13 protein-coding genes are annotated in these 12,633 nt (G+C 68.6%); 4 read left to right on the top strand and 9 right to left on the bottom strand.

Features of this window, described 5'->3' with window-relative positions; all coding sequences use genetic code 11:
- Nucleotides 1-13 precede the first annotated feature (13 nt).
- From ABD255_RS14775 to ABD255_RS14765, 3 genes are read right to left on the bottom strand one after another with little or no spacing between them, the layout of a single operon-like run.
- Nucleotides 14-295 carry a ubiquitin-like small modifier protein 1 gene (locus ABD255_RS14775; protein WP_344214044.1) on the bottom strand — a complete coding sequence of 94 codons (282 nt, stop codon included), beginning with the start codon at nt 293-295 and terminating at the stop codon, nt 14-16.
- Between the two features lie 12 nt (nt 296-307).
- Nucleotides 308-1,396, bottom strand: coding sequence for a WD40/YVTN/BNR-like repeat-containing protein (locus tag ABD255_RS14770; RefSeq protein ID WP_344214042.1), 1,089 nt, complete (start codon nt 1,394-1,396; stop codon nt 308-310).
- A gap of 19 nt (nt 1,397-1,415) precedes the next feature.
- Entirely contained in the window at nt 1,416-2,348 is a 933-nt protein-coding gene (locus ABD255_RS14765) for a 2-hydroxyacid dehydrogenase (RefSeq protein ID WP_344214039.1), read from the bottom strand.
- 215 nt (nt 2,349-2,563) lie between these two features.
- Between ABD255_RS14765 and ABD255_RS14760 the strand changes: the two genes are divergently transcribed.
- Nucleotides 2,564-3,925: an FAD-binding protein gene (locus ABD255_RS14760; RefSeq protein WP_425554430.1), complete on the top strand. Its 1,362-nt coding sequence runs from the start codon at nt 2,564-2,566 to the stop codon at nt 3,923-3,925.
- Entirely contained in the window at nt 3,922-5,211 is a 1,290-nt protein-coding gene (locus ABD255_RS14755; protein WP_344214035.1) for a class I SAM-dependent methyltransferase, read from the top strand. Before ABD255_RS14760 ends, ABD255_RS14755 begins: the two co-directional genes overlap by 4 nt.
- Here the strand turns inward: ABD255_RS14755 and ABD255_RS14750 are convergent.
- Nucleotides 5,208-5,666 (bottom strand): peptide deformylase, encoded by a 459-nt coding sequence (locus ABD255_RS14750; protein ID WP_344214033.1) that lies wholly within the window; start codon nt 5,664-5,666, stop codon nt 5,208-5,210. The genes ABD255_RS14755 and ABD255_RS14750 overlap by 4 nt on opposite strands.
- Before the next feature lie 77 nt (nt 5,667-5,743).
- Here ABD255_RS14750 and ABD255_RS14745 point away from each other — a divergent pair, with 77 nt between their 5' ends.
- Nucleotides 5,744-6,931, top strand: coding sequence for a PQQ-dependent sugar dehydrogenase (locus ABD255_RS14745; RefSeq protein ID WP_344214031.1), 1,188 nt, complete (start codon nt 5,744-5,746; stop codon nt 6,929-6,931).
- An 80-nt stretch (nt 6,932-7,011) separates the two neighbouring features.
- On the opposite strand, the gene gatB is transcribed toward ABD255_RS14745, so the two are convergent.
- The 3 genes from gatB to gatC are packed head-to-tail and all read right to left on the bottom strand — an operon-like array spanning nt 7,012 to nt 10,315.
- Nucleotides 7,012-8,514 carry an Asp-tRNA(Asn)/Glu-tRNA(Gln) amidotransferase subunit GatB gene (gene gatB, locus ABD255_RS14740; RefSeq protein ID WP_344214029.1) on the bottom strand — a complete coding sequence of 501 codons (1,503 nt, stop codon included), beginning with the start codon at nt 8,512-8,514 and terminating at the stop codon, nt 7,012-7,014.
- The gene (gene gatA / locus ABD255_RS14735; protein WP_344214027.1) at nt 8,511-10,016 is read right to left on the bottom strand and encodes an Asp-tRNA(Asn)/Glu-tRNA(Gln) amidotransferase subunit GatA; all 1,506 of its coding nucleotides are present in this window, start codon (nt 10,014-10,016) and stop codon (nt 8,511-8,513) included. Before gatA ends, gatB begins: the two co-directional genes overlap by 4 nt.
- Nucleotides 10,016-10,315 carry an Asp-tRNA(Asn)/Glu-tRNA(Gln) amidotransferase subunit GatC gene (gene gatC, locus ABD255_RS14730; RefSeq protein ID WP_344214025.1) on the bottom strand — a complete coding sequence of 100 codons (300 nt, stop codon included), beginning with the start codon at nt 10,313-10,315 and terminating at the stop codon, nt 10,016-10,018. The genes gatA and gatC overlap by 1 nt, the downstream gene beginning before the upstream one ends.
- Nucleotides 10,316-10,555: 240 nt before the next feature.
- Between gatC and ABD255_RS14725 the strand changes: the two genes are divergently transcribed.
- Nucleotides 10,556-11,200, top strand: a complete 645-nt coding sequence (locus ABD255_RS14725) for an amino acid-binding protein (protein ID WP_344214023.1) — start codon at nt 10,556-10,558, stop codon at nt 11,198-11,200.
- A 91-nt stretch (nt 11,201-11,291) separates the two neighbouring features.
- Here the strand turns inward: ABD255_RS14725 and ABD255_RS14720 are convergent, their stop codons facing one another.
- Together ABD255_RS14720 and ABD255_RS14715 are read right to left on the bottom strand one after the other, a co-directional pair.
- The gene (locus ABD255_RS14720; RefSeq protein WP_344214021.1) at nt 11,292-11,516 is read right to left on the bottom strand and encodes a hypothetical protein; all 225 of its coding nucleotides are present in this window, start codon (nt 11,514-11,516) and stop codon (nt 11,292-11,294) included.
- Between the two features lie 30 nt (nt 11,517-11,546).
- Entirely contained in the window at nt 11,547-12,575 is a 1,029-nt protein-coding gene (locus ABD255_RS14715) for a PT domain-containing protein (RefSeq protein WP_344214019.1), read from the bottom strand.
- Nucleotides 12,576-12,633: the final 58 nt, after the last annotated feature.

Below are 12,633 nucleotides of genomic sequence, written 5' to 3'. Positions count from 1 at the left end.
TTTTCGGGCTCCGTCAGCCGCCCGCGACGCTGGGCAGGATCAGGAGTTCGTCGCCGTCGGTCAGTTTGGTGTCGAGGCCGTCGAGATCGCGGACGTTGTCGCTGGCCAGGAACACGTTGACGTGACGCCGGAGAGCACCCTGGTCATCGGTCAGGCGGCGCCGCAGCGCCGGATGCGCCGCCTCCAAAGCGGCGAACACGGCGCCCACCGTCGCTTCGCCCGGCTCCACCTCCAACCGCTCGGCGCCGCCCGCGAACGGGCGCAGTACGGTCGGCAGTTTCACTCCTACCAACATCTCCGCATCACCTCAGACGACCGCGGCGCGGACAGTCAGTACGTCGGGCAGGTGGCGGGCCACCTCGGTCCAGGTGTCGCCGGAATCCGCGCTCGCGTAGACGCAACCGTCGCGCGTGCCGACGTACACGCCGGCTGGCTCGCTCTGATCCACGCACAGCGCGTCCCGGAGTACAGGCGCGTACGACGGGACGTCGGGCAGGCCGTTCGACAGCGGTTCCCAGGTGGATCCGGCGTCTCGCGACCGGTAGACGCGGCACTTCGCGTCGGTGGGGATCCGGTTCCCGTCGGCGATCAGCGGGAAGACGTAGACCGTCTCGGGCTCGTGCGGGTGCACGACGATCGGGAACCCGAAGTCCGACGGCAGCCCGTCCGCGATCGACTTCCAGATCGTGCCGCCGTCGTCGGAGCGGTAGACGCCGTGGTGGTTCTGCGCGAACATCCGCTCCGGCACGTCCGGGTGGGCGGCGAGCTTGTGCACGCACTGGCCGAACTCGGGCCAGGGGTCGGGCATGAAGTACGCCTTGATGCCCTGGTTCGCCGGCTCCCAGGACTTGCCGCCGTCCGCGGTCCGGTAGACCCCGCCGGTGGACATGGCGACGCTGATCTTCTGCGGATCGGTGGGGTGCGGCAGGACGGTGTGGATCGCCTGGCCGCCGAAGCCCTCGCCCCACTCCTTGCGGTGCGGGTGGTCCCACAGCCCGCGGACCAGCTCGAACCTGACTCCTCCGTCGGTCGACTTCCACAACGACGAGGGCTGCGCACCGGCGTACACGACGCCCGGCTCGCCGGCCGCCGCGGGCTGGATCTGCCAGACCCGCTCGAGCGACGTCTCGGTGTCCTTGGGGAACCCGATCGATCCCTCCGGTGGCTCGTCCCAGGTCTCGCCGAGGTCGTCGGAGTGGAAGACCGCCGGGCCCCAGTGCTCGCTGGTCCCGCCCGCGAACAGCCGCGGCCGGTCGCCGCGGGTGTCGACGCCGACGGAGTAGACGCCCTGCATCTCGAACTTCGGCCCGTCGAGCGTCCACTTCTGGCGCTCGGCGTCGCTCCGGCCGATCCAGAGCCCCTTCTTGGTCCCGATCAGCAGTACGGCCTCGGACATCGTCGTCCCCTCCTTGTGGTTATCGCGGCGGCCCCGCCACCACGTTGATCAGCGGTTCACCCTTGGCATAGCGCTCCAGTTGGGCCCGCACCAGCCGGGCCACCCGCGGCGCGAACGCCGTCGAGGCACCGCCGCGATGCGGGTTGATCAGTACGTTCGGAGCGGACCACAGCGGATGGCCGGCGGGCAACGGCTCGGGGTCCGTCACGTCCAGCGCGGCACTGATCCGCTCGGTGCTCAGCTCGGCGAGCAACGCGTCCGTGTCCACGACGACACCGCGCGCGACGTTCACCAGCAGCGCGCCGTCCTTCAGTTGCGCGAGGAACTTCGCGTCGACCATCCCCCGGGTCTCGTCAGTCGCCGGAGTCAGCAGCACGACGACGTCGGCGCGCGGCAGCAGGTCCGGCAGCGCCGAGATCGGGTGGACGCCTTCCCGCGCCCGCCTCGCGACTCGGATGATGTCGCACTCGAACCCGTCCAGCCGCCGCTCGAGCGCCTCCCCGATCGAGCCGTAGCCGAGGATCAGTACGGTCCGGTCGGCGAGCGAGTCGTCCAGCTCGGCGTACGACGTGGGCCACTCGCCGCGCTCCTGGTTGGTCACGGCGCGCGGCAGCCGCCGGTACGTCGACAGGATCAGGCCGACCGCGAGCTCCGCGGTGGACGCATCGTGGACGCCCCGGGCATTGCACAACGTGACTCCGTCGCGCAGATGCGGCAGCAGGTTCTCGAACCCGGCCGTCTGGGTCTGCACGACCTTGAGTGCCGGCATCCGCGCGATGACCTCGACCACCTCGGACGAGCCCATGTAACTGGGCACGTAGAACTCGACCTCGTCCAGGGACGCCGGCAGGTCACCGCCCGCGTAGTACTCCGCGTCGACGCGCGCCGGGAGTCCGCCGAGGAAGCTGTCCGGGTCCTCCCACGGCAGCACCGCCTTCACCACATCAGCCATGACCCGCAACTTACTCGCACCTCCTGACAGTTTTCGAGCCGCTCACCGGGTACGTCGGAGCCGTGGCCGGCGCCTCGACATCGCTATGGAGAATGTTTTCGGGCGCTGTAGCACCACTGGACCGGGTGGTCCTAAAGCCCGCTCGAGGTCGGGCGAAAATCCGTGCCGCCGGGCGTTTCTCGGAGTATTTTGGATCGGTGCCCTCGACATCGGTTCTGGCCTCGACTCTCGAGCACGATCAAGCGGTAGGTCGGTTGCGAGAGTCCTATCAGCGCATTCCATCGGGGGCCCCGGTTCGGCTCGCGAAACGCAGTTCCAATCTCTTCCGGCCGCGGACCGCGGTGGAGACCCCCGGGCTGGACGTCTCCGGGTTGACCGGGGTGATCAGCGTCGACCCCGCCGGGCGGACGGCCGACGTCCAGGGCATGTGTACCTACGAGGACCTGGTCGCCGCGACTCTCCCCCACGGGGTGGTGCCGATGGTCGTGCCGCAACTACGCACGATCACCCTCGGCGGCGCGGTCACCGGCCTGGGCATCGAGTCGTCCTCGTTCCGGGCCGGGCTGCCGCACGAGTCGGTGCTCGAGATGGACATCCTCACCGGCGCCGGTGAGATCGTCACCGCCCGGCCCACCGGCGAGCACGCGGACTTGTTCCGGACCTTCCCGAACTCCTACGGCTCACTCGGCTACGCCACCCGGCTGCGGATCGAGCTGGACAAGATCTCCCCGTACGTCGCGCTGCGGCACGTGCGGCTGGAGCTCGACGAGTTCGGTCCCGCGATCGAGTCGATCGTTGCTGACGGCACCTACGGGGACGAGCCGGTGCACTTCGTCGACGGGGTCGCGTTCAGCCCGGACGAGGCGTATCTGACGTTGGGGCGGAACAGCGACGCCGCAGTACCGACGAGTGATTACACCGGCCGGCAGATCTTCTACAAGTCGATCCAGCAGCGGTCCACGGACTTCCTCACCGCCGAGGCGTATCTGTGGCGCTGGGACACCGACTGGTTCTGGTGCTCGGCCGCCTTCGGCGCGCAGAACCCTTATGTACGGCGGATCTGGCCGCGGCGATTCCGGCGCAGCGACGTCTACCACAAGCTGATCGGCCTGGAGAACCGCCATCAAGTTGCCGCCCGCATCAATCGCCGGCGCGGCAATCCCGACCGCGAGCGGGTGGTCCAGGATGTGGAGATCCCGGCTGCGCGGCTCGCCGGCTTCCTTCGCTGGTTCGACGCCGAAGTGGGGATGCGGCCGGTCTGGCTCTGCCCGCTGCGGTTGCGTGGCTCGTCGTCCTGGCCGCTGTATCCGCTGAAGCCGGGCGAGACCTACGTCAACGTCGGCTTCTGGGGAACCGTCCCGATCGCCCCCGGCACCGCCGACGGTGACATGAACCGCCGGATCGAGGCCGCCGTCGCCGACTTCGACGGCCACAAATCGCTGTACTCCGACGCTTACTACGACCGAGACACCTTCGACCGGCTCTACAACGTCCCGGCCCTGACAGAGGTGAAAGAACGCTACGACCCCGACGCCCGGCTCACCGGGCTCTACGAGAAAGCGGTGACGCGGCGATGACGGCAACCCTCTCGACGCAGGTTTCGATCGCGGAGGCGCTCACTGCGGTGGCGCCCGAGGGACTTCCCTTCCGGTTCACCGCGTACGACGGCAGCGCGGCCGGTCCCGAGGACTCCCCCATCCACATGCACCTCGCGACCGAGCGCGGGCTGTCCTACGTGCTGACGGCTCCGGGCGACCTGGGAATGGTCCGGGCGTACGTGCAGGGGGATCTGGAGATCAAGGGCATCCACCCGGGCGACCCGTACGGCCTGATGAAGATGATGCTCAACCACCTTCACTTCCAGCGCCCGACGCCGTCCGAGGCCCTGCGCATCGTCCGCGGCCTCGGCTGGAGCCACCTGAAGCCGCCGCCTCCCCCGCCCCAGGAGCACCTGCCTCGGTGGCGTCGTACTTTTGAAGGCCCGCGGCATTCCCGGGGCCGCGACCGGGCCGCGATCCACCACCACTACGACGTGTCGAACACCTTCTACGAGTACATCCTCGGCCCGTCGATGACGTACACGTGCGCGGTCTATCCCTCCGTGAATGCGACGCTGGAAGAAGCTCAAGCCGAGAAGTACGACCTCGTCGCCCGCAAGCTGGATCTGAAGCCCGGCCAGCGCCTGCTGGATGTCGGCTGCGGCTGGGGCGGCATGGTCCGCCACGCGGCCCGCGAGTACGGCGTGAAGGCTCTCGGCGTCACCCTGTCGGCCGCGCAAGCCGAGTGGGCCCAGGCCGCCATCAAACGCGATGGCCTGGAGGATCTGGCCGAGGTCCGGTTCTCCGACTACCGCGACGTCTCCGAACGCGACTTCGACGCCATCAGTTCCATCGGCTTGACCGAACACATCGGCGTCCGCAACTACCCGTCGTACTTCGGCTTCCTGCTCGACCACCTACGCCCCGGCGGCCGCCTGCTCAACCACACCATCACCCGCCCCGACAACCGCTACCGCAGTACGGGCGCTTTCATCGACCGCTACATCTTCCCCGACGGCGAACTCATCGGCTCCGGCCGCATCATCGCCGAAGCCCAGGACGCCGGCTTCGAGGTCCGCCACGAAGAAAACCTCCGCGAACACTACGCCCTGACCCTCGCCGCCTGGTCCGAAAACCTGGTAACCCACTGGGACAAGGCCGTAGCCGAAGTCGGCTACGCCACCGCCAAGGTCTGGGGCCTCTACCTGGCCGCGTGCCGAGTAGGTTTCGAACGCAACAACACCCAACTCCACCAAGTCCTCGCCGTAAAGCTAGACGCCACCGCCAACGCCCACTTCCCCCTCCGCCCCACCTGGGGCAGCTAATCGAGCTCGAAGCGCAAGGCTTCGGCGGCTCGGGTGGGGACGGGGTCGTTCCAGAGGTCTGTGTAGGTCTGGGTGGTGGAGAGGGAGCGGGGTTCCAACTTGTCTACGTAGACGGTCCCGCTCAGGTGGTCGGTTTCGTGTTGGAAGATTCTGGATGGCCAGCCGGTGAGGGGGCGGTGGTGGGGGTGGCCGGTGGGGTCGGTGTAGGTGGCGGTGATGGCTAAGGGGCGGTTCACGACGGCGGTGTAGCCGGGCATGCTGAGGCAGCCCTCGTAGAAGCCGCGAAGCTGGTGGCCGGCGGGCTGGCGGATGCCATCAGCGGTAAGGCCGTAGTGCCAGCCAGCAGCGTGCGCCTGGTGATGCCCACAAGTCCTCCCGCGGCCGATCCTCTCGTGCAGGCATTGTCCACTTCGCGAACCGGAGAGGGTTCGGCGGTGTACGGAGGGTGGCTGCATAACGCTTGGGTGGGGTACAGCGTTGGATGGGGCGATAGCTTGGGGTCAGGCGGTTGGGCTAGGGAGACGGAGTGTTCATGGCTGAGGCACGTGGGCTGAGGAGCGTTCGGTTGCGGCAGGCCCGTACTTCGGCCGCCGTCGTCGTGGTGCTCGCGTTGGCGGCCGGGTGCTCGGACGGGGGTGGGGATGCCGAGCCGTCGGTGTCCAGTTCCTCGCCCAGTCAGCAGCCGTCGACGCCGGCGCCGAGCACGTCGGGTACTCCGAGCACTCCGGCGACGAGCGCGACGCCGTCGGGGCCGGTGAAGCTGACTGTTGCCGGGACCGTGGCCACGGGGATCGAGGTGCCGTGGGGGTTGGCGTTCCTGCCGGACAAGTCGGCGCTGGTGGCCGAGCGGGACTCCGGGGACATCAAGCGGGTCCAAGGCAACCAAGTCAGCGACGTTGGCACCGTGCCGGGAGTGGATCCGTCATCCGAAGGTGGGCTCTTGGGACTCGCCGTGGATCCGCAGTACCCGCGGCGGCCGTACGTGTACGCCTACTACTCCAGCAGCGACGACAACCGGATCGCCAGGCTGACCTTCAGCGGCAATCGGATCAGCAACCCCAGCGTCATTCTGGACGGAATCCCACAGGCCGCGATCCACAATGGCGGGCGGTTGAGATTCGGTCCGGACGGCTTCCTGTACGCCGGTACGGGTGACGGCGGCGATCGGCCGACCTCCCAGGACGACGACTCGCTCGGCGGCAAGATTCTGCGGATCACCACCGACGGCAAGGCGGCACCGGGGAACCCGGGCAACAAACCGTGGTTCTCCAAGGGCCACCGCAACGTACAGGGTCTCGCCTTCGACGGGACCCAGTTGTACTCCGCCGAGTTCGGGCAGAACACGTGGGACGAGTTGAACTCGATCACCGCTGGGGCGAACTACGGCTGGCCCGGCGCGGAGGGGATCAGCAGGCTCGACGGGATGGTGGATCCGCTCGCGCAGTGGCGCACGAACGAGGCGTCGCCGTCCGGCATAGCGTTTGCCCAGGGCCACATCTTCATGGCGAGCCTGCGGGGTGAGCGGCTGTGGGCGATCCCGGTTGCCGGGGGCAAGCGGACGGGTGAACCGGTCGCCTTCTTCACCGGGCAGTACGGCCGGCTGCGGACGGTCGAGGTGGCTCCGGACGGCTCGCTGTGGCTGACCACGTCGAACACCGACGGCCGCGGCGACGCGCAGAACGACGACGACCGCATCCTCCGCGTCACCATCACCCGCTGAGACAGCCGGCATCACCACAACCAGGAACGAAACCGCTGGGCCCGGCACCAGCAGACGAGGCGGCCGGGCCCAGCGGCGTACTAGATTCCCAGCTTCTTGTTCACCAGTTCGCGGACCTTGGCGGCGTCGGCCTGGCCGCGCATGTCCTTCATCACGGCGCCGATGAGGGCACCGGCCGCGGCGGGCTTGCCGGACTGGACCTTCTCGACCACGTCCGGGTTCGCCGCGATCGCGCGGTCGACCGCCTCGCCCAGCGCGGAGTCGTCAGAGACGAGCGCCAGCCCACGCGCCGCGATGATCTCGGCAGCAGTGCCCTCGCCCTTGACCAGACCGTCGAACACCTGACGCGCCAGCTTGTCGTTCAGCGCACCGGAGTCGACCAGCTTCTGCACCTCGGCGATCTCGGCCGGGCCGACCCCAAGGCCATCCAGATCCTTGCCAGCCTCGTTCGCAGCGCGAGCCAGCTCACCCAGCCACCACTTCTTGGCAGCGGCAGGAGCCACCCCGAGCGCGACGGTCTGCTCGATCAGCGTCTGCGCGCCACCGTTCACGACGTCGCGCATCTCGAGATCGGTGAAACCCCACTCGGTCTGCAACCGCGCCCGGCGAATCGGCGGTGCCTCGGGCAGGGTCTTGCGCAGTTCCTCGACCCACTCGCGGGCCGGCGCCACCGGGACCAGGTCCGGCTCCGGGAAGTACCGGTAGTCGTCGGCGTCGGACTTCTCCCGGCCGGCCGTGGTGATGCCCGTGTCCTCGTGCCAGTGCCGGGTCTCCTGCAGGATCTTGCCGCCGGCAACCAGGATGGCCGCCTGCCGGGTGATTTCGTAGGTGATCGCACGCTCGACCGAACGGAACGAGTTCACGTTCTTCGTCTCGGTCCGCGTCCCCAGAGCGGCAGTCCCGTGCGGCTTCAGCGACACGTTGGCGTCGCAGCGCAGCGACCCCTGATCCATCCGCACGTCCGAAACGTCCAGCGCCAGCAGCAGATCCCGCAGCATGCTCACGTACGCGCGTGCCACCGCGGCCGCCTTCGCCGGCGGCACCTCGATCGTCTTGGTGACGATCTCGATCAGCGGGATGCCGGCCCGGTTGTAGTCGACCAGCGAGTGCGAGGCGCCGTGGATCCGCCCGGTCGCGCCACCCACGTGGGTGGACTTGCCGGTGTCCTCCTCCATGTGGGCGCGCTCGATCTCGATCCGGTAGGTCTCGCCGTCGACGACGACCTCGGTCCACCCGTTGAAGGCGATCGGCTCGTCGTACTGCGAAGTCTGGAAGTTCTTCGGCATGTCCGGGTAGAAGTAGTTCTTCCGGGCGAACCGGCACCACTCGGCGATCTCGCAGTTCAGCGCGAGGCCGATCTTGATCGCGGACTCGACCGCGCGGGCGTTCACCACCGGCAGCGCGCCGGGCAGGCCGAGGCAGACCGGGCAGGTCTGGGTGTTCGGCGGCGCGCCGAACTCGGTCGGGCAGCCGCAGAACATCTTCGACCGGGTGTTCAGCTCGACGTGGACCTCCAGGCCCATCACCGGGTCGAACTTCTCCAGCGCCTCGTCGATGGACAGCACATCGGCAACAACAGTCATCGGGTGACCTCCAACTCCGGAGCCTGCGACATCAGCACGCCACCCCACTGTTCGGCGTAGGCCGACTCGAGCGCGGCACCGACCAGGTAGCACAGGTCGTCGCGCATCACCGGGGCCATCACATGGAAGCCGACCGGCATTCCGTCCTCGTCGGCCAGACCGATCGGGAACGACCCGGCGGCGTTGCCCGCCAGGTTCGAGGGGATCGTGCACAGGTCGTTCTTGTACATCGCGATCGGGTCGTCGATCCGGTCGCCGATCGCGAACGCGGTCGTCGGCGTCGCGGGCGAGACCAGGACGTCGACCTGCTCGTAGGCGCGCTCGAAGTCGCGGGCGATCAGCGTCCGGACCTTCTGCGCCTGCCCGTAGTAGGCGTCGTAGTACCCGCTGGACAACGCGTGCGTGCCGAGCATGATCCGGCGCTTGACCTCGTCGCCGAAACCGGCCGCGCGGGTCAGGCTCATCACCTTCTCCGCGTCGTTGAGGTCGTCGTCGCCGACCCGCAGACCGAACCGCATCGCGTCGAACTTGGCCAGGTTGGACGAGGCCTCGCTCGGCAGGATCAGGTAGTACGCCGGCAACGCGTACTTGAAGTGCGGGCAGGACACCTCGACCACCTCGGCGCCGAGCTTGGTGAGCAGCTCGACCGCCTCGTGGAAGCGCGCCTCGACGCCCGGCTGGTAACCCTCGCCGCCGAGTTCCTTGACGACGCCGATCCGCAGGCCGGTCACGTCACCGCGACGAGCCGCCTCGACGACGGCGGGAACCGGCTGGTTGATGGAGGTGGAGTCCATCGGGTCGTACCCGGCGATCGCCTCGTGCAGCAGCGCCGCGTCGAGCGTGGTCCGCGCGCACGGGCCGGGGGTGTCCAGGCTGGAGGCCAGGGCGATCAACCCGTACCGCGACGTGCCGCCGTACGTGGGCTTGACGCCGACCGTGCCGGTGAAGGCGGCCGGCTGGCGGATCGAGCCGCCGGTGTCGGTACCGATCGCCAGCGGCGCCTGGTACGCCGAGACCGCGGCCGAGGAACCGCCACCGGAACCACCGGGGATCCGGTTCAGGTCCCACGGGTTGTGGGTGGTCCCGTACGCCGAGTTCTCGGTCGACGAGCCCATCGCGAACTCGTCCATGTTCGTCTTGCCGAGGATCACGATGCCGGCCGCCTTCAGCCGCTTCACCACGGTCGAGTCGTACGGCGGCTTCCAGCCCTCGAGGATCTTCGAGCCGGCGGTGGTCGGGATGCCGTCCTGGGTCAGCACGTCCTTCAGCGCCAGCGGTACGCCGGCCAGCGGGCCGAGCTCCTCGCCCTGGGCGCGGCGTGCGTCCACGTCGGCCGCCTGCGCCAGCGCGCCCTCGGTGTCGACATGCAGGAACGCGTGTACCGCGTCGTCCACCGCGCCGATCCGGTCCAGGTGAGCCTGGGTGATCTCAACAGAGCTGGTCTCGCCCGAGCTCATCAGCTCGGACAACTCGACAGCGGTCTTACGAGTCAGATCATTCATCACGCCTCCTCGCTCAGAATCCGCGGCACCCGGAAACGCTGCTCCTCCGCGGCCGGCGCACCGGACAGCGCCTGCTCCGGCGTGAGGCACGGCACGTTCTCGTCCTCGCGCATCACGTTGGTGAGCGGGAGAGCGTGCGACGTCGGCGGGATGTCCTCGGCGGCCACTTCACTGACCTGCGCGACCAGGCCGATGATCTGGTCGAGCTGCGGAGCGAGGTGGTCGAGCTCGGCTTCGGTGAGCTCGATCCGCGCCAGTCGCGCCAGATGCGCGACTTCTTCGCGGGTAATCGATGGCATGAAGGATTCCAATGGTCTACAGCGAGTTGCTGGCTGGGTGCGGCTGGGAGGCCTCGCACCTACGGACCACGCCATCCTAGTGGTCCGCCGTGACGCCTGTGTTTCCTGTCGCCGGTGCAGCGCGAGCCAGGAAAATGTTCGCCAGGTGAGAGCCCCGGGCGTGTCACTTTGTTCCGCTCTGTAACATTGGCCGCGACAGGGCGTAACTTGCGTGGTATTCGGCTGGGAGATGATCGTTCGGTGTTCCTGCTGCGATTGATCATCCCGGACCGACCCGGTTCGCTGGGCACCGTGGCGACGGCCCTCGGTGAGGTGAGCGCCGACATCCACGCGATCGAGATCGTGGAGCACCGACGCGAGAACGGCACCGCCGTCGACGACATCGTGGTCGACCTGCCGCCGGGTGTGCTGCCCGACCGGCTCGTCTCGGCCTGCAACGGCGTACCGGACGTCGAAGTGATCTGGTTCTCCCGGTACGGCGCCGGCGGTGGGCTGCACATGGACCTCGAAGCCGTCGAGCAGATGACGTCGGCACCCGCCGAAGCGGTCGACATCCTGGTCGAGCAGGCGCCCTCGGTGCTGCACGCCGACTGGGCGGCCTTGCTGGACGGCACCGGCAGCGAGATCAAGGTGGCGCTGGAGACGAGCGCGACGCCGGAGTTCGGTCAACTGGTCGAGCAGTGGCTGCCGCTGGAGAAGGCCACCACTCTGGCCGCGCCGGACCACAAGGGCCTGGCCGAGTCCGTACTGGTCGCCGCTCCGCTGGAGTCGGACCGCCGGGTGCTGGTGATCGGCCGCCGCGGTGGACCCGAGTTCCTCGGCTCCGAGGTGGCCCGGCTGAGCTATCTGGCCAACCTCGCAGTCACCATCCGCGCCACCGCCTGACCCCAGGCCAACGCGCGGCCGAGGCCGCGAACACCAGAACGCAGCAGCGGGCCCTCCCCGATTCGGGGAGGGCCCGCTGTCGTTCAAGGGCTCAGTTCAGTTCGATGTAGGCGAGCACCCACATGCCGACGATCACCAGCAGGACGACCACGCCGACCAGCGCCACGATCACGATCGCCTGCGCGTTGCTGCCGCTGCGCTCCGGGAGGTCGAACTGGGTCGGCCCCCACGGGCCGCCCCCGTCCACCCGGTGGGCGGACTCCGGCGGTGGCTTGACCACCGCCCGGGTCTCCCGCTTCTCCGGATCGAACTTCATCTCAGCCTCAGAACCCGGCCGACGGCCGACTCACACGTAGAACGACTCGTAGCGCACCGAGATCGTCTGCGACGAGTAGTCGTCGTCATTGTTCGTGGTGATCTCGACCCGCCACCCGGACACATAAGAAGCGTACGACTTGCCGTCGTTGTGCGAGTCGACGTACGCCTTCACAGCCGCCACGTCCGGGCCCTTCAGGGCGCCGAACCCGTCGCCGACCGCGACCGGCAGGGCTGCCTTGACGTCGTCGGTGTCACCCGAGACGCGGATGTCGAAGACCCGGAGGCCGCCGCCCGAGCTGCCGTAGCCGTAGATGGTCTGCGAGCCGTACTTGCCGACCGTCTTGCGGCAGGAGGTGCTGCAGTTGTACTGCTTCGGCTTCAGCGCCGCCTGCAACTGGGCCTCGGTGGTCTCGAACTGCTTGCGCGGCAGCTCGTACGAGTCCGAACCGGACTTGCCGCCCCGCAACTGCAGGTTGTCACCGTTGTTGCTGAGCTGGAACTCGCCCCAGCTGCTGCCGACCTTCTGGGATTTCTGGCCGGTCTTCACCGCGGCCTGGACCTTGGCCACCTCGCTACCGCCGAAGGTGTCGTTGCCGATCGCCTGCAGCGCCGCGTCGAAGGTGACGCCGGCGTTGTTGACGTTGTCGCGGTCCTGGGACTTCATCAGTACGCCGGTGATGGTGCCGTCGGGCTGGAACTGGTAGATGACCTCGGCCGAGGTGGCGCCGTCGTACTTGAAGCAACCGCGGTGGGCGCCCTGGGCGCCGTTGAACAGGTCGCTGCACTGGTACCCGGCGCTCTGCAGCTTGTCGGTCGCACCCTTCGCCTGGCCGGTCGCGTTGCCGAGGGAACCCGCGGGCGGGTTGTTCGTCGGCTCACCCGAGGGCTCGCCGGACGGCTGACCCGTCGGCTCGGTCCCGGGAGTCGACGGCTGGCCGCTCGGCTCCGAGGTGGTCGGGTTGGCGGTCGGCTCGTCGTCGCCGCCGAGCGCACGCACGCCGAGGAAGACCAGCAGGCCGATCAGCACCAGGCCGATCACGCCGCCGCCGATCACCATCGGGAGCTTGTCCTTGGGGATGCCGCCCTTGTTCGGGCCGCCCGGACCGCCGGGCTGC

It is taken from the genome of Kribbella sancticallisti (assembly GCF_039530625.1).
GTDB classification, from domain to species: Bacteria; Actinomycetota; Actinomycetes; order Propionibacteriales; family Kribbellaceae; genus Kribbella; species Kribbella sancticallisti.
Note: the sequence above shows the minus strand (reverse complement) of the source record. Positions and strands in the feature narration are given on the sequence as shown.